The sequence below is a fragment of the Streptomyces sp. NPDC087310 genome, from assembly GCF_044744405.1.
Classification (GTDB): Bacteria; Actinomycetota; Actinomycetes; order Streptomycetales; family Streptomycetaceae; genus Streptomyces.
In genome coordinates, this window is the sequence record NZ_JBIUYF010000004.1 from 208,088 (window position 1) to 231,078 (window position 22,991).

Annotated in this window: 21 protein-coding genes; 7 read left to right on the top strand and 14 right to left on the bottom strand. The window is 68.7% G+C overall.

What is annotated here, in order from left to right:
• The first annotated feature begins 381 nt into the window (after positions 1-381).
• Positions 382-3,864: a DNA-directed RNA polymerase subunit beta gene (gene rpoB, locus ACIO3P_RS16045; protein ID WP_329828550.1), complete on the top strand. Its 3,483-nt coding sequence runs from the start codon at positions 382-384 to the stop codon at positions 3,862-3,864.
• A 125-nt stretch (positions 3,865-3,989) separates the two neighbouring features.
• Positions 3,990-7,904 carry a DNA-directed RNA polymerase subunit beta' gene (locus ACIO3P_RS16050; RefSeq protein WP_329828551.1) on the top strand — a complete coding sequence of 1,305 codons (3,915 nt, stop codon included), beginning with the start codon at positions 3,990-3,992 and terminating at the stop codon, positions 7,902-7,904.
• A gap of 71 nt (positions 7,905-7,975) precedes the next feature.
• Here the strand turns inward: ACIO3P_RS16050 and ACIO3P_RS16055 are convergent, their stop codons facing one another.
• The 10 genes from ACIO3P_RS16055 to ACIO3P_RS16100 all read right to left on the bottom strand — a co-directional run bounded on the left by ACIO3P_RS16055 (position 7,976) and on the right by ACIO3P_RS16100 (position 18,149).
• Positions 7,976-8,239: a hypothetical protein gene (locus ACIO3P_RS16055; protein ID WP_329828552.1), complete on the bottom strand. Its 264-nt coding sequence runs from the start codon at positions 8,237-8,239 to the stop codon at positions 7,976-7,978.
• A 12-nt stretch (positions 8,240-8,251) separates the two neighbouring features.
• Positions 8,252-9,187, bottom strand: a complete 936-nt coding sequence (locus ACIO3P_RS16060) for a peptidoglycan-binding protein (protein ID WP_401854724.1) — start codon at positions 9,185-9,187, stop codon at positions 8,252-8,254.
• Between the two features lie 105 nt (positions 9,188-9,292).
• Positions 9,293-10,750 (bottom strand): phage tail protein, encoded by a 1,458-nt coding sequence (locus ACIO3P_RS16065; RefSeq protein WP_329828554.1) that lies wholly within the window; start codon positions 10,748-10,750, stop codon positions 9,293-9,295.
• Between the two features lie 193 nt (positions 10,751-10,943).
• Positions 10,944-11,657: a hypothetical protein gene (locus ACIO3P_RS16070; RefSeq protein ID WP_329828555.1), complete on the bottom strand. Its 714-nt coding sequence runs from the start codon at positions 11,655-11,657 to the stop codon at positions 10,944-10,946.
• 4 nt (positions 11,658-11,661) lie between these two features.
• On the bottom strand, positions 11,662-12,780 hold the full coding sequence (locus ACIO3P_RS16075; RefSeq protein WP_329829644.1) for a hypothetical protein: 1,119 nt from the start codon (positions 12,778-12,780) through the stop codon (positions 11,662-11,664).
• An 11-nt stretch (positions 12,781-12,791) separates the two neighbouring features.
• Positions 12,792-13,928 (bottom strand): hypothetical protein, encoded by a 1,137-nt coding sequence (locus ACIO3P_RS16080; RefSeq protein ID WP_329828556.1) that lies wholly within the window; start codon positions 13,926-13,928, stop codon positions 12,792-12,794.
• Between the two features lie 94 nt (positions 13,929-14,022).
• Positions 14,023-14,949 (bottom strand): phage distal tail protein, encoded by a 927-nt coding sequence (locus ACIO3P_RS16085; protein WP_401792113.1) that lies wholly within the window; start codon positions 14,947-14,949, stop codon positions 14,023-14,025.
• A gap of 52 nt (positions 14,950-15,001) precedes the next feature.
• Complete coding sequence (locus ACIO3P_RS16090; RefSeq protein ID WP_401854721.1) at positions 15,002-16,297, bottom strand: tape-measure protein; 1,296 nt, start codon at positions 16,295-16,297, stop codon at positions 15,002-15,004.
• Positions 16,294-17,490 carry a phage tail protein gene (locus ACIO3P_RS16095; RefSeq protein ID WP_401854718.1) on the bottom strand — a complete coding sequence of 399 codons (1,197 nt, stop codon included), beginning with the start codon at positions 17,488-17,490 and terminating at the stop codon, positions 16,294-16,296. Before ACIO3P_RS16095 ends, ACIO3P_RS16090 begins: the two co-directional genes overlap by 4 nt.
• Positions 17,491-17,552: 62 nt before the next feature.
• Positions 17,553-18,149: a hypothetical protein gene (locus ACIO3P_RS16100; RefSeq protein WP_329828563.1), complete on the bottom strand. Its 597-nt coding sequence runs from the start codon at positions 18,147-18,149 to the stop codon at positions 17,553-17,555.
• Between the two features lie 228 nt (positions 18,150-18,377).
• Between ACIO3P_RS16100 and ACIO3P_RS16105 the strand changes: the two genes are divergently transcribed.
• The 4 genes from ACIO3P_RS16105 (at position 18,378) to ACIO3P_RS16120 (ending at position 20,389) form a co-directional block, all read left to right on the top strand.
• Complete coding sequence (locus ACIO3P_RS16105) at positions 18,378-18,602, top strand: DUF3592 domain-containing protein (protein WP_329828564.1); 225 nt, start codon at positions 18,378-18,380, stop codon at positions 18,600-18,602.
• 114 nt (positions 18,603-18,716) lie between these two features.
• Positions 18,717-19,118: a DUF3592 domain-containing protein gene (locus ACIO3P_RS16110; RefSeq protein WP_401854715.1), complete on the top strand. Its 402-nt coding sequence runs from the start codon at positions 18,717-18,719 to the stop codon at positions 19,116-19,118.
• 105 nt (positions 19,119-19,223) lie between these two features.
• Positions 19,224-19,607, top strand: coding sequence for a hypothetical protein (locus tag ACIO3P_RS16115; RefSeq protein ID WP_401978166.1), 384 nt, complete (start codon positions 19,224-19,226; stop codon positions 19,605-19,607).
• 35 nt (positions 19,608-19,642) lie between these two features.
• Entirely contained in the window at positions 19,643-20,389 is a 747-nt protein-coding gene (locus tag ACIO3P_RS16120) for a hypothetical protein (RefSeq protein ID WP_401854710.1), read from the top strand.
• 14 nt (positions 20,390-20,403) lie between these two features.
• Here the strand turns inward: ACIO3P_RS16120 and ACIO3P_RS16125 are convergent, their stop codons facing one another.
• The 4 genes from ACIO3P_RS16125 to ACIO3P_RS16140 all read right to left on the bottom strand — a co-directional run bounded on the left by ACIO3P_RS16125 (position 20,404) and on the right by ACIO3P_RS16140 (position 22,361).
• Positions 20,404-20,742 carry a hypothetical protein gene (locus ACIO3P_RS16125; protein ID WP_401854708.1) on the bottom strand — a complete coding sequence of 113 codons (339 nt, stop codon included), beginning with the start codon at positions 20,740-20,742 and terminating at the stop codon, positions 20,404-20,406.
• Positions 20,743-20,807: 65 nt separating this feature from the next.
• On the bottom strand, positions 20,808-21,101 hold the full coding sequence (locus ACIO3P_RS16130) for a hypothetical protein (protein ID WP_329828569.1): 294 nt from the start codon (positions 21,099-21,101) through the stop codon (positions 20,808-20,810).
• Positions 21,102-21,178: 77 nt separating this feature from the next.
• Positions 21,179-21,766 carry a phage tail protein gene (locus tag ACIO3P_RS16135; protein ID WP_329828570.1) on the bottom strand — a complete coding sequence of 196 codons (588 nt, stop codon included), beginning with the start codon at positions 21,764-21,766 and terminating at the stop codon, positions 21,179-21,181.
• A 187-nt stretch (positions 21,767-21,953) separates the two neighbouring features.
• A complete protein-coding gene (locus tag ACIO3P_RS16140; protein WP_329828571.1) occupies positions 21,954-22,361 on the bottom strand; it encodes a hypothetical protein in 408 nt (135 codons plus the stop codon).
• A 268-nt stretch (positions 22,362-22,629) separates the two neighbouring features.
• Between ACIO3P_RS16140 and ACIO3P_RS16145 the strand changes: the two genes are divergently transcribed.
• Complete coding sequence (locus ACIO3P_RS16145; RefSeq protein WP_401854706.1) at positions 22,630-22,983, top strand: hypothetical protein; 354 nt, start codon at positions 22,630-22,632, stop codon at positions 22,981-22,983.
• The last annotated feature ends 8 nt before the right edge of the window (positions 22,984-22,991 follow it).

Consider the following 22,991-nt stretch of genomic DNA (forward strand, 5'->3'; position numbering starts at 1 on the left):
CATGGGGTGGGGGGCCTTGACGAACCGCACGGAGCGCGCAATTCTCAGGACGCGTCGTCACAATCGATCCGCATCCGAGGCATGGATCGGTGACGAAGAGGGCAGTAAAGGTGTGCGCCTGCGGCGCGAGGCTCGCAGTGGTTGAGACAAGGGTGTTGAGAACAACGAGGGTGTCGGAAAACCCGCTCTGGACATCAGTGTGCCAAGTGGCTACACTGACCCTTTGCGCTGCCTGTTAGCTGCTCCCTGCCCGTCACCAGGGGCACCCCCTCGCATGAGCATCGGTGAAAGAAAAGCTCTGAACTGGGCTTTCCCTCTCGATGTCCAGCTTGGGACACCGGTACGCGCGTAGTGAGTCCGAGCCCTCGGAAGGACCCCCTCTTGGCCGCCTCGCGCAACGCCTCGACCACGAATACGAACAACGGCGCAAGCACTGCCCCGCTGCGCATCTCCTTTGCAAAGATCAAGGAGCCGCTTGAGGTTCCGAACCTTCTGGCGCTTCAGACCGAGAGCTTCGACTGGCTGCTCGGCAACCCCGCCTGGAAGGCTCGTGTCGAGGCGGCTGTCGAGAGTGGGCAGGACGTCCCCAGGAAGTCCGGTCTGGAGGAGATCTTCGAGGAGATCTCCCCGATCGAGGACTTCTCCGGGTCGATGTCGCTGACCTTCCGCGACCACCGCTTCGAGCCCTCGAAGAATTCGATCGACGAGTGCAAGGACCGCGACTTCACGTTCGCCGCCCCGCTCTTCGTGACCGCAGAGTTCACCAACAACGAGACCGGCGAGATCAAGTCCCAGACGGTCTTCATGGGCGATTTCCCGCTCATGACGAACAAGGGCACCTTCGTCATCAACGGCACCGAGCGTGTCGTGGTGTCGCAGCTCGTCCGCTCGCCGGGTGTCTACTTCGACTCCTCCATCGACAAGACGTCCGACAAGGACATCTTCTCCGCCAAGATCATCCCGTCCCGGGGTGCCTGGCTGGAGATGGAGATCGACAAGCGCGACATGGTCGGTGTCCGCATCGACCGCAAGCGCAAGCAGTCCGTGACCGTCCTCCTCAAGGCTCTCGGTTGGACGACCGAGCAGATCCTGGAGGAGTTCGGCGAGTACGAGTCCATGCGCGCCACCCTGGAGAAGGACCACACCCAGGGGCAGGACGACGCGCTCCTCGACATCTACCGCAAGCTGCGTCCGGGCGAGCCCCCGACGCGCGAGGCGGCCCAGACGCTGCTCGAGAACCTCTACTTCAACCCGAAGCGCTACGACCTCGCGAAGGTCGGCCGCTACAAGGTGAACAAGAAGCTCGGCGCCGACGAGCCGCTGGACGCCGGCGTCCTCACCACCGACGACGTCATCGCGACCATCAAGTACCTGGTCAAGCTGCACGCCGGCGAGACCGAGACGGTCGGCGAGAGCGGCACCCAGATCGTCGTCGAGACCGACGACATCGACCACTTCGGCAACCGTCGTCTGCGTAACGTCGGCGAGCTCATCCAGAACCAGGTCCGTACGGGTCTGGCGAGGATGGAGCGCGTCGTGCGTGAGCGCATGACGACTCAGGACGTCGAGGCGATCACGCCGCAGACCCTGATCAACATCCGGCCGGTCGTCGCCTCCATCAAGGAGTTCTTCGGCACCAGCCAGCTCTCGCAGTTCATGGACCAGAACAACCCGCTGTCGGGGCTCACCCACAAGCGCCGTCTGTCGGCGCTCGGCCCGGGTGGTCTCTCGCGTGAGCGGGCCGGCTTCGAGGTCCGTGACGTGCACCCGTCGCACTACGGCCGCATGTGCCCGATCGAGACCCCTGAAGGCCCGAACATCGGTCTGATCGGCTCGCTCGCCTCGTACGGCCGGGTCAACGCGTTCGGCTTCGTGGAGACGCCGTACCGCAAGGTCGTCGAGGGCGTCGTCACCGACGACGTCGACTACCTGACCGCCGACGAGGAAGACCGCTTCGTCATCGCGCAGGCCAACGCGACGCTCTCCGAGGAGATGCGTTTCACGGAGCCCCGCGTGCTGGTCCGCCGCCGTGGCGGCGAGGTCGACTACATCCCCGGCGACGACGTCGACTACATGGACGTCTCGCCGCGCCAGATGGTGTCGGTCGCGACCGCGATGATCCCGTTCCTGGAGCACGACGACGCCAACCGTGCCCTCATGGGCGCGAACATGATGCGTCAGGCCGTGCCCCTGATCACGTCCGAGGCGCCGCTCGTCGGCACCGGCATGGAGTACCGCTGCGCGGTCGACGCCGGTGACGTCGTCAAGGCGGAGAAGGAAGGTGTGGTCCAGGAGGTCTCCGCGGACTACATCACCGTCGCCAACGACGACGGTACGTACACCACGTACCGCATCGCCAAGTTCTCCCGCTCCAACCAGGGCACCTCGGTCAACCAGAAGGTTGTCGTCAACGAGGGCGACCGGGTCGTCGAGAGCCAGGTCCTCGCCGACGGGCCCGCCACCCAGCAGGGTGAGATGGCGCTCGGCAAGAACCTCCTCGTGGCGTTCATGCCGTGGGAGGGCCACAACTACGAAGACGCGATCATCCTCAGCCAGCGGCTGGTCCAGGACGACGTCCTCTCCTCGATCCACATCGAGGAGCACGAGGTCGACGCCCGGGACACCAAGCTCGGCCCCGAGGAGATCACCCGGGACATCCCGAACGTCTCCGAGGAGGTCCTCGCGGACCTCGACGAGCGCGGCATCATCCGTATCGGTGCCGAGGTCGTCGCCGGGGACATCCTGGTCGGCAAGGTCACGCCCAAGGGTGAGACCGAGCTGACCCCGGAGGAGCGCCTGCTCCGCGCGATCTTCGGCGAGAAGGCCCGTGAGGTCCGCGACACCTCGCTGAAGGTGCCGCACGGCGAGGTCGGCAAGGTCATCGGCGTCCGCGTCTTCGACCGCGAGGAGGGCGACGAGCTGCCGCCCGGCGTCAACCAGCTCGTCCGCGTCTACGTCGCCCAGAAGCGCAAGATCACGGACGGCGACAAGCTCGCCGGCCGTCACGGCAACAAGGGCGTCATCTCGAAGATCCTGCCGATCGAGGACATGCCGTTCCTGGAGGACGGCACCCCGGTCGACATCATCCTCAACCCGCTGGGTGTCCCGTCCCGAATGAACCCGGGACAGGTCCTGGAGATCCACCTCGGCTGGCTCGCCAGCCAGGGCTGGAAGGTCGAGGGCAACGAGGAGTGGATGGAGCGGCTGAAGTCCATCGGCGCCGACGAGGTCGCGCCCGGCACCAACGTCGCCACCCCGGTCTTCGACGGTGCCCGCGAGGACGAGATCTCGGGTCTCTTCGAGTCCACGATCCCGAACCGCGACGGCGAGCGGATGGTCAAGGGCTCCGGTAAGGCCCGGATGTTCGACGGCCGCTCCGGTGAGCCGTTCCCGGACCCGATCTCGATCGGGTACATGTACATCCTCAAGCTCCACCACCTGGTCGACGACAAGCTGCACGCCCGCTCGACCGGCCCGTACTCGATGATCACCCAGCAGCCGCTGGGTGGTAAGGCTCAGTTCGGTGGCCAGCGCTTCGGTGAGATGGAGGTGTGGGCGCTGGAGGCTTACGGCGCCGCGTACGCCCTCCAGGAGCTGCTGACGATCAAGTCCGACGACGTGACCGGCCGCGTGAAGGTCTACGAGGCCATCGTCAAGGGCGAGAACATCCCTGAGCCCGGCATTCCCGAGTCCTTCAAGGTGCTCATCAAGGAAATGCAGTCGCTCTGCCTCAACGTGGAGGTGCTGTCCTCGGACGGCATGTCCATCGAGATGCGCGACACGGACGAGGACGTCTTCCGCGCGGCGGAGGAGCTCGGTATCGACCTGTCCCGGCGAGAGCCGAGCAGCGTCGAAGAGGTCTGACGGGTTCGCCGGCCGGATCCCCGATCCGGCCGGCTCTCCCCGGACCCGTTCAGACCATTGCTGAAGTGCCCCATCTACTCGCTGACGCGAGGGGCTCGAACCCCCGAAAGAGGGATTGACGACAAGTGCTCGACGTCAACTTCTTCGACGAGCTGCGGATCGGCCTTGCCACCGCGGACGACATCCGGACCTGGTCGCACGGCGAAGTGAAGAAGCCGGAGACCATCAACTACCGCACGCTCAAGCCCGAGAAGGACGGACTCTTCTGCGAGAAGATCTTCGGTCCGACCCGGGACTGGGAGTGCTACTGCGGCAAGTACAAGCGTGTCCGCTTCAAGGGCATCATCTGTGAGCGCTGTGGCGTGGAAGTCACGCGCGCCAAGGTGCGCCGTGAGCGGATGGGCCACATTGAGCTGGCCGCTCCCGTCACCCACATCTGGTACTTCAAGGGCGTGCCCTCACGCCTCGGGTACCTGCTCGACCTCGCGCCGAAGGACCTCGAAAAGGTCATCTACTTCGCCGCGTACATGATCACGTTCGTGGACGAGGAGCGCCGTACGCGCGATCTGCCGTCGCTGGAGGCGCATGTCTCCGTCGAGCGCCAGCAGACCGAGAACCGTCGCGACTCCGACCTCGAAGCCCGCGCCAAGAAGCTCGAGACCGACCTGGCCGAGCTGGAGGCCGAGGGCGCCAAGGCCGACGTCCGCCGCAAGGTGCGCGAAGGCGCCGAGCGCGAGATGAAGCAGCTCCGGGACCGCGCGCAGCGCGAGATCGACCGTCTCGACGAGGTGTGGAACCGCTTCAAGAACCTCAAGGTCCAGGACCTGGAGGGCGACGAGCTGCTCTACCGCGAGCTGCGCGACCGCTTCGGCACCTACTTCGACGGTTCGATGGGCGCCGCCGCGCTGCAGAAGCGCCTGGAGTCCTTCGACCTGGACGAGGAGGCCGAGCGCCTCCGCGAGATCATCCGTACCGGCAAGGGACAGAAGAAGACCCGTGCGCTCAAGCGCCTCAAGGTCGTCTCCGCGTTCCTCCAGACCAGCAACAGCCCCAAGGGCATGGTGCTGGACTGCGTGCCGGTGATCCCGCCGGACCTGCGTCCGATGGTGCAGCTCGACGGTGGCCGCTTCGCGACCTCCGACCTGAACGACCTGTACCGCCGTGTGATCAACCGGAACAACCGCCTCAAGCGTCTCCTCGACCTCGGTGCCCCCGAGATCATCGTGAACAACGAGAAGCGGATGCTCCAGGAGGCCGTCGACGCGCTGTTCGACAACGGCCGCCGCGGCCGTCCGGTCACCGGTCCCGGTAACCGCCCGCTGAAGTCCCTGAGCGACATGCTCAAGGGCAAGCAGGGCCGTTTCCGTCAGAACCTGCTCGGCAAGCGTGTCGACTACTCGGCCCGTTCAGTGATCGTCGTCGGCCCGCAGCTCAAGCTGCACCAGTGCGGTCTGCCGAAGGCCATGGCGCTGGAGCTCTTCAAGCCGTTCGTGATGAAGCGCCTGGTGGACCTGAACCACGCGCAGAACATCAAGTCGGCGAAGCGCATGGTCGAGCGCGGCCGTACGGTCGTGTACGACGTGCTCGAAGAGGTCATCGCCGAGCACCCGGTGCTGCTGAACCGTGCGCCCACCCTGCACCGTCTGGGTATCCAGGCGTTCGAGCCGCAGCTCGTCGAGGGCAAGGCCATCCAGATCCACCCGCTCGTCTGCACCGCGTTCAACGCGGACTTCGACGGTGACCAGATGGCCGTCCACCTGCCGCTCTCCGCGGAGGCGCAGGCCGAGGCCCGCATCCTGATGCTGTCCTCGAACAACATCCTCAAGCCGGCCGACGGCCGTCCGGTCACCATGCCCACCCAGGACATGGTGCTCGGCCTCTTCTTCCTCACCACGGACGAGGAAGAGCGCGTCGTCAAGGGCGAGGGCCGGTCCTTCGGCTCCACCGCCGAGGCCACCATGGCGTTCGACAACCGCGAGCTGTCGCTCCAGGCCAAGGTCGACATCCGCTTCCCGGTGGGCACCATCCCGCCGCGCGGCTGGACCCCGCCGGTCTCCGAGGAGGCCGACACCGACGGCACCGCGGTGCCGTGGCAGCAGGGCGACCCGTTCCGGCTGCGGACGACCCTGGGCCGCGCGCTCTTCAACGAGCTGCTGCCCGAGGACTACCCGTTCGTCGACTACTCGGTCGGCAAGAAGCAGCTCTCCGAGATCGTCAACGACCTCGCCGAGCGCTACCCCAAGGTCATCGTGGCGGCGACGCTCGACAACCTGAAGGCGGCCGGCTTCTTCTGGGCGACCCGTTCCGGCGTCACCGTCGCCATCTCGGACGTCGTCGTGCCCGAGGCGAAGAAGGCGATCGTCCAGGGTTACGAGGCGCAGGACGAGAAGGTCCAGAAGCAGTACGAGCGCGGTCTGATCACCAAGGACGAGCGCACCCAGGAGCTCATCGCGATCTGGACCAAGGCGACCAACGAGGTCGCCGAGGCGATGAACGCGAACTTCCCGAAGACCAACCCCATCTTCATGATGGTCAACTCGGGTGCTCGTGGAAACATGATGCAGATGCGTCAGATCGCCGGTATGCGTGGTCTGGTGTCCAACGCCAAGAACGAGACGATCCCGCGTCCCATCAAGGCGTCCTTCCGTGAAGGTCTGTCCGTGCTGGAGTACTTCATCTCCACCCACGGTGCCCGTAAGGGTCTGGCCGACACCGCCCTGCGTACCGCCGACTCGGGTTACCTGACCCGTCGTCTGGTGGACGTCTCGCAGGACGTCATCATCCGCGAGGAGGACTGCGGCACCGACCGCGGTCTGAAGCTGCGGATCGCCGAGCGCGGCGCCGACGGTGTGCTGCGCAAGGCGGAGGACGTCGAGACGTCCGTGTACGCGCGGATGCTCGCCGAGGACGTCGTCGTCGACGGCAAGGTCATCGCGCCGGCAAACGTCGACCTGGGCGATGTCCTGATCGACGCCGTCGTGGCAGCCGGGGTCGAGGAGGTCAAGACCCGCTCGGTCCTGACCTGCGAGTCCGCGGTCGGCACCTGTGCCTTCTGCTACGGCCGCTCGCTGGCCACCGGCAAGCTGGTCGACATCGGTGAGGCGGTCGGCATCATCGCCGCCCAGTCCATCGGTGAGCCCGGTACCCAGCTCACGATGCGTACCTTCCACACCGGTGGTGTGGCCGGTGACGACATCACGCAGGGTCTGCCCCGAGTCGTCGAGCTCTTCGAGGCCCGTACGCCCAAGGGTGTCGCCCCGATCTCGGAGGCGGCGGGCCGCGTCCGTATCGAGGAGACCGAGAAGACCAAGAAGATCGTCGTCACCCCGGACGACGGCAGCGACGAGACGCCGTTCCCGATCTCGAAGCGTGCCCGTCTGCTCGTGGGCGAGGGCGACGCCGTCCAGGTGGGCCAGAAGCTCACCGTCGGTGCCACCAACCCGCACGACGTGCTGCGGATCCTCGGTCAGCGCGCGGTCCAGGTCCACCTGGTCGGCGAGGTCCAGAAGGTCTACAACTCGCAGGGCGTGTCGATCCACGACAAGCACATCGAGATCATCATCCGGCAGATGCTGCGCCGCGTGACGATCATCGAGTCCGGCGACGCGGAGCTGCTGCCCGGCGAGCTGGTGGAGCGGTCGAAGTTCGAGACCGAGAACCGCCGTGTGGTCACGGAAGGCGGCCACCCGGCCTCCGGCCGTCCGCAGCTCATGGGTATCACCAAGGCGTCGCTGGCCACCGAGTCGTGGCTGTCGGCGGCGTCCTTCCAGGAGACGACCAGGGTCCTGACCGACGCGGCGATCAACGCCAAGTCGGACTCCCTGATCGGCCTCAAGGAGAACGTCATCATCGGTAAGCTCATCCCGGCCGGTACGGGCCTGTCCCGCTACCGCAACATCCGGGTCGAGCCGACCGAGGAGGCCAAGGCCGCGATGTACTCGGCCGTCGGCTACGACGACATCGACTACTCGCCGTTCGGCACGGGCTCCGGCCAGGCCGTACCGCTGGAGGACTACGACTACGGTCCGTACAACCAGTAAGGCGTGAGCGGACGGAGGGCGGCCATCCCGTACGGGGTGGCCGCCCTCCGGCGTTTCCGCGGGCCGCGCGGTCACCGTACGGCCAGCTCCCAGGCGGCGACGGCGAGTCCGCAGGTGGCCGTCAGCGCGGCGATGTTCGCGAGCGGCCAGCGGGCGCGCTCCAGGGAGTCCAGCCGCGCCTCGTGGTCGGCGAGCTGCCGGTCGGTCTGGTCACTGCGCTGCACGAGGAGCGCCAGCGAGCCGTCGGTGCGGGCGAACCCCGCCTCCAGCGTGCCGCGCAGCCGCTCCAGTTCGACGGCGACGGTGACCGGGCTGTTCGCTTCGGTGTCGGTCATGGGCACCCTCCTTCAGTCGGTGTACGGGACCTTCAGCGCGGTCCACGAGGTCTGTCCCGGTCTGCCGTCCGCGTCGGCGCCGCGGAAGCCGAGCTTGCGCTGCCAGGCGGCGTACGAGCGCCGGTCGGCCTCGGTCCACCGCGGTCCCGGGCCGACCGTGTAGGCGGAGCAGCCCTCGGCGACGAGCCGCCGGCCCATGGCGGTGATCACGGGCGAGCTGCGGCGCTCGGTGAAGAACGCGGCGCCGGGGAACGGCTGGTGGCGCGGGGTGGTGGTCTTCGGCGGCGTCGGTGATGTCGGCGTCGGGGGTACAGGGGCCGGGGGTGCGGGCGCCGCGCCGAGCCGGGTGGCGATCCGGGTGCGCAGGGAGGCCATGGTGAATCCGCGCGGGTCGACCTTCTGGTCGGACCACTCCGTATGCCCGATCACGCTCTTCGCGCTCCAGCCGTGGGCGCGGCAGATCGCGGCGGAGACCCGTTCGATCGCGGTGAGCTGGGCCGTGGGCCAGGGGTCCTTCCCGTCGCCGAGGTTGACGCACTCGAAGCCGTAGAAGTGCGCGTTGCCGTCGGCGGCGCCGGTGCTCCCCTCGTGGTGGCGGGGCGCGGGCGGGCGTTCTCCGTAGTCCTCCTCGACCACCCGCCGGAGTACGGCCGGATCGCCGCCGCCCGCGTGGTTGGCGCGGCCGTTACCGATCAGGTGGACGGTGCCGTCCTTGGCGATGACGCCGTGGCAGAGCGGTCCCGGCAGGGCGGCGTAGCCGCGGTAGCAGAGGGCGACGGAGCTGGTGGTGCCACTGGTGACGGTGTGGTGGATCATCACGCCGTTCAGCGGGCCCCAGGCGCCCTTGTGGTTGCGGTGGTGGGTGCGCCAGCCGGGGTGTTCGACGACGGTGACGCCCTCGGCGCGCAGGGCGGTGACCATCTGGTCGGCGGAGAGCGGGGTGGCCATGAGGTTTCCTTTCGGGTGGTGGACGGCCGGACGCGTGTGCCCCGTACCGGCCCTTCCGGTACGGGGCACACGTGGGGCGGGCGGTGGTACGGGGCGGGCGGGCGGTCAGGACAGGGCGGCCCAGATGGCGTTGGAGTCGGCGACCACGGTCGAGGGGGTGAAGGAGGCCGGCAGCGAGGTCTGGCCGGTCACGTTCATCCGGCCGTGGCGGATGAACGACCCCGGCATCCGGGCGCTCCCGCCGGGGGTCTCACCCATGCTGGAGCCCCGCATGAAGGCGGGACCGCTGTTGCTGGGGTTGGGCCCGTTGATCAGGAGGGCCACCCAGTAGTTGCCGGCGGCGGCGTTGTACGCGCTGGTCAGCGGGCAGACGACGGTCTGCCCCTCGGTGGCCTTGATCGGGGTGGTCAGGGGAGCGGTCAGGCCGACGCGGGCCCCGGCCGCCGTGTACAGCCCGGCGAACGAGCTGGCGCTGAGGCCGGTCCCCGCGTAACCGGGCACGTAGAAGACCACGTTCCGTACGGTGGTGGCCGCGTGCAGCGGGATGCCGATCAGGTACACCCAGCCGTTGATGCAGTACTGGACGGTGCTGCCGGAGGCCGCCGCCGGGTCGAACGCCCAGCCGGAGAAGCCCATCGCGGCCGGTGACCAGGTGCCCGCCCCGGCGACCGTGTCCAGGTAGCCGCGCCGGACCAACTGGTCGGCGGTGGCCGGGTTGGCGGTGGTGGCGGGCGGGGCGGCGAAGGTCTTGGTGCCCTGGACCGTCTGGTTCCCGTCCAGCAGCACCGCGGACCCGGCCGCGACGGCGCCCACGTCACCGGCGGTGAGCGCGACCGCCCCCGTACGTTCGTTGACGGAGGTGACCGGCGCGCCGCCGAGCCGCAGATAGCGCAGGTCGGCGGCGGGCGCGTCCAGGGCGCCGACGTCGGCGGCGGTGAGGACGACCGCGCCGGACCTGCCGTTGACCGAGGCGACCGCTCCGCCGGAGGCGGCGGGGAGCTGGCCGAGCGGAACGAGCCCGTCCGCGCCCAGGGTGGCCACGCCGCCCCGGGCGCCGGCCGCCGCGGCCGGTACCGCGGCCACGTCGGCGGCGGTGAGGGTGATGTCGGGCTCGCCGTGACCGTTGACGGAATGTACGGCTCCGGGCTCGCCCGCGGGCCCGGCCGGCCCCGGTGCCCCGGCGGGCCCGGCCGGCCCCGGTACCGCCACGTAGTTGGGGGTGGCCGGGTCCACCGGGGCGAGATCGGCGAGGTCGACGGTCTCCTGGCCGGTGGCGAGCACGATCCGGTACGTGCGCGGCCGGGCCAGGGCGCCCAGCTTCTCGGTGACGGTGTACGTCCACCCTTCGGGGTTCCAGCCGGGACCGTCGGTGGCGGGCAGCACCACCCTGATCGCGCCCTCGCCGTCCAGCGTCGCCCGCGTCGGCCCGCCGAGGAAGAGGTCGGCCTCGGCGTGGGTGAGGAGGGCCGGCGGCCGGAACTCGACCTGGCCGGTCATGGGGTTGCCGTCCGGCGTCAGATAGCGCGCGGTGACGGTCACCGTGGGAATGGATTCGGGCAGCACTCGGGTACCTCCTTGGGAGGGGGATGGTCGGGGCGCGCACGGGGGAGCCGTACGGTCGGGACGCGCACAGGGGGAGCCGTACGGTCGGGACGCGGGGCCGTACCGCGCGGGACGCCGGGTCATACGGCCCGTCACGTGGGGCCGTAACTGTCGGGACGCGGGGCTCGTACGGCCCGTCACGCGCGGCCGTACGTCAGGACTGCACGCCGTACAGGGCGAGGGGCCGGCAGCGCACGGTGTCGCCCGCCGCGAGGACCCGCGCCTGCACCTCGAAGGTGACGGTCGCGTCGTACGCCACGTCCAGGACCGCCGTGAACTCCAGGCCGCGCGCGTCACCGGCCGGCCCCACCTGGACGCCGTCGGCCGTCAGCCGCAGCTCGGCCCTCCCGGCGCTCTCGGCGGCGATCCGGCAGTACAGGCGCGCGTGCTGGGCGATGCCCGTACCCCGGTACAGCGTCGCCCAGTCGGTCGCGCCGGTGGACTCCCACCGGTCGGCGGCGACCGGCTGCGGCAGCGGGTAGGGCACATAGGGCCTGGCCAGCCCGTGTCCCACGGCGTCGTCGGCGACGACCACATTGCCCTTGCGGTCGAGGATCTGGACCGGCTGGACGGGCAGCGTGTCCGGGGTGCCGGTCCAGACGGTCAGGGCGAGGGAGCCGTCGTCCCTCCGTACCATCAGGCCCTGTTGCGGGGCCCCCTCGGCGCGGTCGGGCTGGACCCGGCCCAGGTAGAGCAGGTCGTCGCCCTGGCCGGTGCGCACCCGCAGCCGGCCGCCGTCGCCGATGACGACGTCGCCGCCCAGGATCTGGTTCATCGCCGGGCGGGTGTTGGCGCTGCCCATCAGGTCGCGTACCTGCCGCTCCAGCGTCCGGATCCGGTCCAGCAGGTCGACGGGGATGATCGCCACGGTGTCACATCCCTTCCAGGTAGAGCGTGGCCGTCTCGGGCTTGGCCCGCTGCGGCGGATTGACGGCGAGCCCGACGACCCGGAACCGGGTGTCCGAGCCGCCGGGGTGCCACAGGTCGTGGACGCGCAGCCGGATCCGGGCGCCCATCAGCGCGGGCGTGATCCGGCCGTCCATCCACACCGTCAGCTCCGGGATCGTCTCCGGGACGCGGTGGCGGGACAGCTCGGCGCGGGCGAGGGAGCCGAGAGCGGCCGCGTCGTTCACCGAGGTGTGGTCCGAGGTCTGCTCCAGCCGGGGCCAGCCGCCCGCGATGTCCTCGTCGCTGACCACGCTCACGGTCAGCGGCTCGGACTCCTGCGACTGGTCGCTGTTGCTCGACTCGCCGCGCGCCACCCACACGTTGGCCTGCACGGTCGAGTCCGACGGCAGGCTGTAGGTGTGCACCGGACCCGGATGATCGAGGACGATCTCCGTACGACCGGTGGTGATCACCGGATGGCCGAGTTGAAGCTGTTTGACGCGCTTTCCCTCCGTGTCGCGGTAGCAGTGGATCCGCCACTCGAACCCGTCGTCGAACTGGCAGAGCTTGTCGAGCAGTTCCTTGACCCGGGCCAGCCCGCTGTAGGCGTACGCGAAGTCCCTCCGTATCCCGGACGTCTCGGTCCCGTACCGGATCCCGATGTCCCCGCCGGGCTGCTCCTGTACGTGGTCGATCAGCAGCCGGACGATGTCGAACTGCTCGGTGCCCGCGCCGACCAGGTCGGCGGAGAGGATCCGGTGATCGAGGTACGAGTCGAAGGTGCCGGCCTGGAACTGGACGGTCAGCCGGCCCTGTTCGTCCATCTGCGGGGTACTGGTCCACAGCACGCCGCCCCACCAGATGTCCCCGTTCCGCTCCAGCCAGACCGCCGTACGGCCGGGCACCAGCGCGTCCCGTGTCCGTTCGGCGAGGGCCGCGTCGGCCAGCGGGATCGTCGCGGTGAGGGAACCGGCCTTCCCGATGAAGTCGTCGAACTTCGCGTCGGTGAGCGGGAGTACGTCGAGCACCTGGTCGGTGCGCAGATCGCAGAACAGGGCGCGGTAGACGGCGGTGCCGGGGGTCCTGAGCGCCCCCGAGGGCATCGGCGTCGGCGTCACAGGGCCGCCTCCGCCGCCTCGTAGGTGAAGGTGCCGGAGATCCGCATGGTGTCGGTCCAGGGCCACGGGGTGAGGGCGTCCACGATGCCGCCGAACGGGCCCGCCAGGGTCCCGGCCGAACCGGAGGCCATCTCCAGCTCCAGCGTCCTGGTGGTGGTGAGCCGGACCCGGGCCATGTACCGGTCCTTGTTGGTGGTGCCCACGAGACCGGCGAAGCCCGCGGCCTGCGAGCCCGCGGCGGCCGTCACCGGCAGGCTGAAGCGCCAGTTGTCGGTGGAGGCGGCGCCGGTGCCGAACCGGGTGGTCGTACCGAAGACGATGTCGAACGACCCGTGCACCACGGTCCCCGTCTGGACGTAACGGCACCGCAGCGCCGCGTTGCCGTACGACGGTGTCGCCAGGCCGCTGGACGTCGTCCAGACCGGCGTCCAGTCCCGCCAGCGCGGCAGCGGCGGGTACGGCTGCCAGGCCGTACCGTCCCAGCGCTGGAGACCGCCCTCACCGATGTCCCGGTACTGGCCCGGGTAGGCGCCCGGGATGGCGCGGGCCCACTCCTCCGGCAGGATGCCGCCGACCGCGACCGTGGTACGGCGCAGATCGGAGACGGCCGAGGACCAGTCGATCCCGCCGCTGCCCGCCGAGGCGCCCGCCGGCACCCGGACGGTGGCCAGCGCCAGGGAGGCGGCCGGGATCGCCGGGGCGGCGGGGGTGGGCGACGGGGTGCCCTGGACGACCTCCAGGGCGGCCTCCGTACGTCCCCCGGCGTCCTGCGTCTCGTCGTACACCCGCAGCACCACGAGGTCGAGCCGCGGGTTGGCCGGGTCGCCGTCGGCGAGGAGGAGCGGGGTGTACTCGGTGACCGCGACGGGGTAGGAACCGGCTGCCTCGCTGCTGTGCACGACGGCACGGCCCGAGGCGACGGTCGCGGTCATCCCGGCCGACTCCCCGTACACGTACAGCCCGGACAGGACGTACCTGCCGTCCGGCGAGCCGGGCAGCACGCCGCCGCGGGTGGTGAGCTGGCCGGACGGGGTCATGGCGCCGAGCGGCGCGAGCCGGGTGTCGGTACGGGACTGGCCGGTGGCGGTGCCGTCGGCGGAGCGGTTGAGCAGCCATGCGGAACGGATGGGCATGAGGTCTCCTCTGCGGATGGGTGGGGTGTGGCGGGGTGTACGGGGCGTACGGGGGCGTGCGTCACCGGTAGGGCGGGGCGTACGGGGGCGTGCGTCACCAGTGGGAGTGGCGCCACCGCACCGTCGTCTGCGCCGCCGGGTCCGGCGCGGCGTCCTCGGAGCGGAAGGCCAGCGAGGTCTCGCCGGGCTCCAGGAGGAACAACTGCTCGGGGGCCGAGGCCGCGGTGGCCGTGTAGAGACGCGAGGCGGTGCCGTTGAGGACCACCGTCCCGGTCCAGGTGTCCACGGTCAGGACGTCGTCGGCGGCGAGCGTGATGTCGTACTGGAGCCGGCGCCCGTCGGACAGCCTGGTCAGCGAGGGACGCTGCACGGGCCCGCGGAACTCGATCAGCGGATGGGCCGCCGTATCCCCGGAGTTGACGGCGGTGAGGGAGCCGTTCGAACCGGCCGTACCCCAGTCCAGCGGCCAGTCCAGCCCGCCGTCCGGCCAGTCGACGCCCGGCTCGGCGGAGGGCAGACCGGTCCGTGCCCCCTGTTCGTCCGTGCCGAAGCGGCGCGGATCGGTGGCGGTCCACTGAAGGCTGGTCTTCGACGTGCCGTTCACCAGGAAGGAACGGTCCTGCGGTACGACACGCCGGCTGATCCGGGCCCGTACCGCCAGGGTCTCCCCGTGCAGCCGGACCGCGAGCCACCGTTCGGCGCCGTCCAGCCCGGTGCCGGACCGGAACTCGCCGAGGGTGGCACGCGCGTTCGCCCGGGACGCGGGCAGCAGCCAGACGGTCGCGTCGACCAGCCGGGGCTGCGCCCAGCGCGAGCCGGGCCAGGAACCGTGCTGGTCGGGGCGGGGCACATCACCGACGTCGATGCCGGGCAGATCGTCCCAGCCGCTGAGGCCGGCGCGATCGATCTCGAACGGGGTACCGGGACCGAGAAGCAGTCCGGCCCACTGGATCTGCCCGTCGCGGGTGATCAGTGAGCCGGGGGAAGGATCTTCCTGGTATGCGGTTGTGGTCTCGGCCATGGGCCGTCACCTCATTTCGTAAGGGAGCCGTAGCGGGCGCCGGTGTGGGTACTCATGCGGCGGTCCGGTTCAGGAACAGCAGGTCCCCGGCGATGACCAGCGCGCTGCGCCCCTCGGGCTCGTGGTAGCAGGGCAGGACGGTGCGGTGCGCCGAGCGGCCGGTGGACGGGCCGTGTCCCGGCTCGGCGGGCCGCAGCCGGTCGAGCGCGGACAGCGGGAGTACGGCGCCGGAGTGCGGGCCGCCGCCCGAGGGCAGGACGACGCCGCCTTCGGCGAGCTGCGGGATCTTCGGGAGGTTCACCCCGAACTTCTTGCCGAGAACGGAGAAGCTGAGCTTGTTGAGGCCGTCGATGACCCAGTTGGCGAACGAGATCAGGCCGTTGAGAGGGCCCTTGATGACGGAGAGCAGTGCCTGCATGGCGCTGGTGACGAAGTCGCCCATGCCGTTCAAGGCCCGGGACAGGGCGTCCTTCACCCGCTGAAAGCCGCGCGGGATGTCCCTGGTGATCCAGTTCAGCACCGGCCGGACGCCGGATTTCAGACCGTTCCACGCCGAACGGAACAGCCCGGTGAGGGCGCGGGTCGCGGTGGAGACGGCGCTGCGGGCCCGGCCGAAGCCCTGGGACAGCGCGGGGCCGAGCACCTTCAGCACCCCGCCGATGACGTTGCGTACGGTGCTGAAGGCGGCGGAGACGGTCTTCGCGTACAGCCTCACGACCGGGCCCAGAAAGGCCCAGATCCCCTGGATCACCTTCAGCGCCTGGTCGAAGACCTGCTTCATGATCCGCTGACCGGTCTGGGAGTTGACGGCCAGATCGATCAGATACGCGGCGATCGGGGTGATCAGGCCGATGACGAAGCCCAGCGGATTGGCGCGCAGGGCGACATTGACGGCGGTCATGGCCCCGGCGGCGACGGTGAGCCCCGTCGCGAACGGCCCCATGATCTTGGAGACGGTGCCCGCGCCGGAGCCGAGCTTTCCCGCCAGCCCGCCGAACAGCCCGCTGCCGGTGGCCAGGGGCGACAGCGCCCCCGCGACGCCCTTGGCCCTGGAGCCGCCCGTACGCACCTGGGTGCCGGCGCTCCCGGCCGATCTGCCGACCTTGGTGAGCGCCTGCCCGGCGGTCTCGGCACGCCCCTTGACCTGCCGGAGCCCGCTCGTGGCGCTCTCGGCACCGGACCTGATCCGGCCGGCCGCGGTGGCGGACCGCTGAACGTTCTGCCGCAGCGACTGGAGTGCGCGCCCGCCCTGGCCGAGCTGGGTACGGAAGGCGGCGAGGGCGGGGCCGACACCGGCGAGCGGATCCCGGCCGGCCGCCGCGCCGGGGCTCGCCGCCGCGGCGCTCATCCGCGCGCCTTGGACAGGAACATCAGCGCCATCGCGGTCTCCCGGAGATCGCTGCCGGCCGCCTCGTGGTAGTTCTCGATGAGCAGCCCGCCGCCCACGGCCCCGGCCCCGAACGCCTGAGCCCGGCCCTGACGGGCGGTGTGGCGCAGCAGCCGGTCGAGCTTGGACAGCGGCAGTACGGCCTCGGCCTCCCCGGCCTCCGCGACCAGGGCTGCCACACCGCCGCGCCGGGGGGTGACGATGCCGCCCTCGGCCAGCCGCGGAATGGTCGGCAGGTTCACCCCGAAGGTCTTGCCGCCGACACCGGGGACCCAGCCGGGGATCGAGACCTTGATGCCGTTGAGCTTCCTGATGGCCGTGTTGATGAGGTCGATCACCCCGTTGAGCGGCGACTTCACCGCGCTCTTCACGGAGTTGAAGGCCCGGGAGGCGATCCCCTTGAGGCCGCCCCAGATGCTGGAGAGCTTGCTCTTGACGGCGCTGAACGCCTGCGGGACGACGTTCCTGATCCAGGAGACGACCGGGGAGATGATCTTCTTGACGCCGTTCCAGACGCTGGAGATCACGCTCTTGACGGCGTTCATCGCCGTGGTGATGACCTTCTTCCAGGCGTTGAAGTACGTCCTGATGACCGTGCCGACGGCCTTGACGACGGTGGAGACCGCCGACTTGATCCCGTTCCAGACCGACTTGATCAGCGAGCCGGCCTTCTTCATGATCGGGCCGATCGCCTTCATGACCGCGCTGATGACCTTCTTGATCGCGTCGAAGGCCGTCTTCATGACCTTCTGCATGGTCTTCGAGCGGGCGGCCGTCTCTACGACCTTCTCGATCAACGGCGCGAGCAGCCCGAGCAGCACGCCGATGAGGTTGCCCTTCATCGACTTGTTCAGCCCGTCCATACCCTTGGACGCCTTGTCGGCCCCGGACTTGAACTTCCCGACCTGCGTCCCGCCCTTCTGCCCGGCCTGCCCGGCCTTGGTGAGCGACTTGGCGGCACTGTCGGCCCTGGTCTTCAGGGTGCTCAGCTCCCGCGCGGAGGACTGGGCACCCCCCTGAAGCTTCTTGAGCCCGGCTTCCCCGGACGTGGCCTTCTGCCGGAGCCCGTCGGCGGCGCGGGTCGCTGAGTTGATCCCTGATGTGAGTCCCCGGAGAGAACCCGAAGCGCGCCCCAGGGCTTGTACAAGAGACACGTTGCGTCCAATCTTTAGGTGGCGGGTTGGGGGGAGTGGAGGTGCCCGAGGGGTGGTGAGGCTCAGCCCAGGGCCTGCGCCAGCGCCGCGACATGCCGTTCGAGCCGCGCGAGCTGGTCGAGTTCACTGCCCGAGGCACCCGGCCGGGCCGCCCGCTGGATCTCGCTGCGGGTGGTTCGGGACGCGCTTCCGGCGCGGCCCATTTTGGTTTCGAGGGTGTTGATCCGGCGATTCGAATGGTGGATCTTCTCGTGTGCTCCGGTGGTCATGGCCTGAAGACGTTCGACGGACTTGAACAGGATGTCCGTGTCGCTCTTCCCTCTCCACAACACACCCCACTTGTTCCGGGTGATTCCGAATCTCCCCAGCAAGGTGTCGCCCAGAGCTTCGGTGTTTATGAGAGGTGGAATTTCCAGTTTAAATACGGTGAGAGCTTGGGCGATGATGGCGATTTCGAGAACCTTGTTCCACTCGAATTTCCATTCGCTGTCCTCCTTCTCTTTTTCGGCCCACTTCTTGTCGACGTCCTTCCGGAGCTTGTCGACGTAGGTGATTTCCGCCCTCTTCTTGAGCTCCTCCACGACGAAACTGGTGTCGGCCTTGGTCTCCTGCAGTGAGTGGAGCTTCCCCGCGACTTCCGGTTGCATTTCACTTCCCATGGGGATCCCCCTTTCCTGTGCTCATCGGTATTCACTCCCGGGATCATGAGATTTCGCGAAAAGTAAGGAAAATCAGTGCTCTACTGGGTTCTTTTCAGCGGTTTAGGATTTTTCTGTTTCGGAATGGCCCTCCTTGTTTCCGACCTGCGGGGGCTCAAGCGTCGTGAGCGGGCCTTCGTCACATGTAAAGGGTCCCGGTCGGGGGAGTTCGGCGAAACGATCTATGACATGGGTCCGGTAGTCCGGAACGGGAAGGTCGCCGAAGGATCGGTACGGGGGAAGTCCCTGGGGATTCGGGTCGGGCACCAGGTCGAGGTCGTGTACGACCCGAAGCATCCGCATCGGATGCATCTCGTGGACAAGGCGCCTCGCCTTCCCACTCTCCCGGTCACCGCTTTCTTCGCGATCGTCGGAGTCCTGCTGTCGCTGTACGGGGTCATACGCTTCGGCTGAAGAAGCCGGCCAGGGCGGTGGGGCTCGGGGGGGTCTTACCCGGCAGAGCCCCACCGGGCGCCGCGAAAATGAGGGCGGCGGCCCATCTCCATGCCATCGACTGCAGGAGCACCTGTGAATGTCATCAGGTTTATGCTTGTCATGTTCGCCTTGCCGCCTCTCGTGGTGGTCTTCGTCAACCTTTACGCTTTACGTAAAGGGCGAGGACTGGAACGCTCTGGGAGGCGTGTCGAGGGTGAGTGCGTGAATCACTACTGGCCGGCCGGAGGATATGTCGGGGTTATCTGTGAGTACTCGGCGGGGGATGGGATGAGGGCTTCCGTCAAGTCCTCGAAATATACGGTTGCGCCGGTCGAGGTGGGGGACGTTGTGGAAATCCTGTATGACCCTCAGAACTCCCGGCGCGCGATGCTTTCGTTCGAAGCGGCTAATCGGGTCGGCTACGACACGCTCATACTCTCTATAGGTGTCGCACTCTTTCTGGCGCCTGCGACAGGGCTCTTGTTCACGTTCTGAACGGCCGGAACTCGCTTGATTTGTGCTGTGCTGTGCTGTGCTGGTTAATCTCGGTGGGGGGATTTGATGCGATCAAGCCCAGATATTTCGGAATTCTGGATACCGATGCTCGTGTTCGCGATTCCTGTGGGGGTCGCAGCGCTCGCTGAAATTCCCTTGCAGCTCAAGAGGAGGTCTCTTCGAGAGAGAGGCGTGGAGGCGACTGCGCTCTGCGAGGAACGCCTGTACCTGGGGGGTCTCACGGTGAGGCGTATCAACTGCCTGTTTGTTCCCTGGCCGGGTACGGAAATCAGCATTCTGGTGCGGGCGCCGCAGCCGCCGCCGCGAGTCGGGCAGTACATGCAGATCCTGTTTGACCCCGAGGATCCGCAACGAGCAGAGAGTGTGCATTACCTGGAATCCCGGGACTCTCGGTATACAGGGGTCTTTTTTCAGTGCCTGCTCGCTGTCATGCTGATCGCGGCGGCTGTGTTCCGTTTCGCCTTCTGAAAAGCTGTGTCCGTGGTCATGTCGGAGGGTGTGAAATGTTTTCAAAAGGAAAGCGCCTCGGCTCTGGGATTTCTCTGCGACGGGGCGCCGACGCGGCGGGGGCGGGTGGACCGCCCGTCGGGCGGGCGGTCTCCGGCGGCTTTTTGTTTGTGCAGCACCTGCTGACCGTGGGTTCGCTCTTTCTGCTCTCCTGGGGTATCACCTGCCTGGTGGAGGTGTTCAACCTGTTCCGGGAGGGCTGCGGTCCCCGGTTCGGCAACTCGTGTGAGGGCCGTGGGGCGATCGGTGCGGGAGCTTCGGGCGTCGTGCTGGGGATACTCGCCGTCGACCGGGTGTCGAAACGTAAGGGCTGGACCGGCCCCCTGGGGGGCGTCATGATCGTTCCCTTTATGGTGGGCCCCACGGCTTCGGCCGTCGCTTTCGCCACGAACGCGCTGAGCGTGCGCGACACGGGGACAGCCGTCATGCACGGAGTGTGGGCGCTGCTGCTCGCCGGAGTTTCCCTCTTCCTTCTGCGTGACGTGGTGAAGGCGATCCGAGAAGATCCCCGGGGCTACTTCCGGGATCTTTTCTGGGTGCTCGAAGAGCTTCCTGATTCGACCAGTAAGCGTAAAAGGCTGCTCCGGGAGCGAGGCATCTCGCCGGACCGTGTGAACGAGCGACGGCTTGTGCCGGAGACCCGGCAAGAGAAGGCGCACTGGCTGCTTTTCCTGGTCGATTCAGCGGTAGGGCTCGCGGGCGGAATGGCCGGCGCGCTCCTGTTTATCGCGCGCGTGGGGTGAAGCGCGAGCCCGGGTCAGTGGAAGAAGCGGGTCAGGTCGGCGTGGGTCGGAGGTTCTGGTTCCGGCGGGGGTGGGTTCGTTGTGGCGTCGGCCGGGGTGGGGTCGCCGGGGCGGGGGACCGGGTGTGGGGGGTCCGGTGCGTCGGCGGATTCGTCGGTGTTGACCGTGGCGAACATCCAGTTGGCGGCGGCCAGGTGGTCGACCGCGGCGGCGAGGAGGTGGTCGGTGACCGACCATTCGGCTTCCTCGCCGTGGAGTTCGTGGGTGAGGGCGCTGTCGCGTGGCATGTGCTTGACCAGCACCGCGAGCCGGCGGCTGGTGAGCCGGCCGCGGTGCCAGTCGAGCAGGTCCACGCCGTAGTGCCGGAGGAGGTCGGCTTCCAGGGCCTCGGCGTGTTCTTCTACGAACGCGACGAGGCTCAGCCTTCCCCCAGGCCGAGCCCGGTCTCCTTGCCGTACGCCTCCAGGATCGCGGCGATGTCCTGGACGGTGATGTCGTGCCGGGCGAAGCGGGTGAACTGCTGTTCGCCCAGCAGGAGTCCCAGCAGGCCGTCCACGTCGTTGTCGTCCAGGCCGCGCAGGGCCTTGGCGGTGGCGCGGCTCAGTTCGGTGGGGAGTTCGAAGGTGTCGCCGTCCAGCTCGAAGGACCAGGTGCGGCCGAGCGCTTCGAGGCGCTGGGCCCGCGCCGCGTTGACGTTGAAGGAAGTCGTCATGTGTTTCTCCTGCCGATGAGGTGAGGGGCGTGGGGAGGGGGACGGGGCGGGGCCGGTCAGGCCCCGCCCCTGAGCTCTTAAGCCACCGGCGACGCGTACGCCGGGTCCTTCATCAGGAAGGTGGCCAGCGGCTCGCCCTCCTTCGCGGCGAGCGCGGTGAAGGTGACGCCGAGCAGCGCGGCGGCCTTGCGGGCCAGCTTGATGTCGTCCGACGCGGTGACCTGGCCGCGCGGGATGACGAAGCGGTACGTCACGTCCGTACCGTCGGTGAACTCCAGGCCGAGGGCCCGCTCGTCGAACTGCGGGCCGTCCGGGATGGCGTACGAGAAGACGCCCTCCGCGCTGGCCACCGGCTCGACGGCGTCGCCGCCCATGAAGAACGGCAGCGTCGCCTCGTTGAACTGGAGCATCGAGAACTTCAGCGTCAGGTCGCGGTCCGCGTAGATGAAGCGGGCCGGGCTGACGGACTGCCAGGTCTCGACCGGGTCCAGCTTGTCCTTCTTGGCGAAGGTGACGCCGTCGGTGGAGGTGTAGCCCAGGTCCTTCCACACCTGGGGGTCCCAGTCGGTCGCGAAGTTGGCCGGCGCGCTCGCGCCCGCCGCGGCGACGAAGAGGCGGCCGGTGCCGGCGATACGGATCTGGGAGGAGTCGTTCGCAGATGCCATGAGGGCTCCTTGGATGAGGTGTTCGTGTGATGTGAGGTGATGGGTGTGCTGGGTTGGGTGGTGCTGCCGTGGGTACGGCAAAGGCCCCGCCGGGTGGCAGGGCCTTGTCTGTGGGGTGTGCGCGGTGGGGTGTACGCGGCCGGAAGGGTCCCGGAAGTGCCCCGGAAGTGCCCCGGAAGGGCCGGGATCAGTCCGTACGCATCGAGAACCGCATGACGCAGAGGTAGCGGTTCGCCGCGGGATAGAGGTATTCGGGCAGCCAGCGCGGTCCGTCCGCCTCCACGACATCGGTGATCATCGTGGGGCCGTACCGGGTGCCGCGCGCCTTGAGGAGTTCGGCCCGGGCCGCGTTGGCCAGCAGATGTGCCGTGGGCTTGTCCGGCCCGTAGCACTCCAGCTCGATCAGCGGCAGGTCCAGGTGGAGATCGTCGATCCAGGCGCCGCCCCGGCGCGAGACGATCACGGCCTTCTGGGTGCCGTCGAAGCCGGGCGGCGGAGTCTCGTCCACCGTGGCGTCGGCCAGTTCGGGCCGGTCGGAGAGAAGCTCCACGACGATGGCCTCCACGTCGGGAAACGTACTCGGGGGAGTGCTCATGACGGCATATCACTCCTGTTCGTTGGGGTCGGGTCCGCGGTCGGAGCCACAGGCCCCGGGAACGCCAGCGGCGGAGCTGCACCCCGGAGGGAGGTGGGCACAGCTCCGCCGCTGCACCCATTGTGATCGATGTCGAGCGAGAGCGCAACTAGTGCGTGTGAGCGCGCAATTAGTGACGGTCCGGAATCGATCGGGTTCCCGGTGGTCACTCAGGGCTTGCGGGCGATACGCTGCGTATCGAACACGCATTCGAGAAGGTGGCGGTGACATGAGCGGGGAGCACGAGAGCGATGCGCAGGGGCGGCTGAGCGAGATCGTCGCCGTGGTCGTGGAGGTGGCGGCCGAGGCGGGTGAATCCGGTACCTACACCGGCGAGATGGCCCGGACGCTCACGGCGGTGGCCGTGAAGGTCGGCGCCCGGATCGCCGTCGAGGCGGAGGTACGCGGATTCACCGGCGGCTGGCAGGAGGCCGTCGCTCTCGTCGGTGGTACGGGGGTGCCCGCGGCCCGTACGGAAACCGCGGGACCCGGGGCACCCGGGGCACCTGCGGGACCCGCGGAACCTGCGGAACTCGCCCCTGCGGAGGGCCCTGAAGAGCCGTACGGGCCCCGGGTGTTCTGACCCGGCCA

Coding starts and splice junctions, on each gene's coding strand:
- ACIO3P_RS16135 (WP_329828570.1), bottom strand. CDS start 21,766: ATGGCATCTGCGAACGACTCCTCCCAGATCCGTATCGCCGGCACCGGC.
- ACIO3P_RS16130 (WP_329828569.1), bottom strand. CDS start 21,101: ATGACGACTTCCTTCAACGTCAACGCGGCGCGGGCCCAGCGCCTCGAA.
- ACIO3P_RS16090 (WP_401854721.1), bottom strand. CDS start 16,297: ATGAGCGCCGCGGCGGCGAGCCCCGGCGCGGCGGCCGGCCGGGATCCG.
- ACIO3P_RS16075 (WP_329829644.1), bottom strand. CDS start 12,780: ATGCCCTCGGGGGCGCTCAGGACCCCCGGCACCGCCGTCTACCGCGCC.
- ACIO3P_RS16120 (WP_401854710.1), top strand. CDS start 19,643: ATGTTTTCAAAAGGAAAGCGCCTCGGCTCTGGGATTTCTCTGCGACGG.
- ACIO3P_RS16085 (WP_401792113.1), bottom strand. CDS start 14,949: ATGGCCGAGACCACAACCGCATACCAGGAAGATCCTTCCCCCGGCTCA.
- ACIO3P_RS16100 (WP_329828563.1), bottom strand. CDS start 18,149: ATGGGAAGTGAAATGCAACCGGAAGTCGCGGGGAAGCTCCACTCACTG.
- ACIO3P_RS16140 (WP_329828571.1), bottom strand. CDS start 22,361: ATGAGCACTCCCCCGAGTACGTTTCCCGACGTGGAGGCCATCGTCGTG.
- ACIO3P_RS16105 (WP_329828564.1), top strand. CDS start 18,378: ATGGGTCCGGTAGTCCGGAACGGGAAGGTCGCCGAAGGATCGGTACGG.
- ACIO3P_RS16060 (WP_401854724.1), bottom strand. CDS start 9,187: ATGGCCACCCCGCTCTCCGCCGACCAGATGGTCACCGCCCTGCGCGCC.
- ACIO3P_RS16080 (WP_329828556.1), bottom strand. CDS start 13,928: ATGCCCATCCGTTCCGCATGGCTGCTCAACCGCTCCGCCGACGGCACC.
- ACIO3P_RS16115 (WP_401978166.1), top strand. CDS start 19,224: ATGCTCGTGTTCGCGATTCCTGTGGGGGTCGCAGCGCTCGCTGAAATT.
- ACIO3P_RS16145 (WP_401854706.1), top strand. CDS start 22,630: ATGAGCGGGGAGCACGAGAGCGATGCGCAGGGGCGGCTGAGCGAGATC.
- ACIO3P_RS16055 (WP_329828552.1), bottom strand. CDS start 8,239: ATGACCGACACCGAAGCGAACAGCCCGGTCACCGTCGCCGTCGAACTG.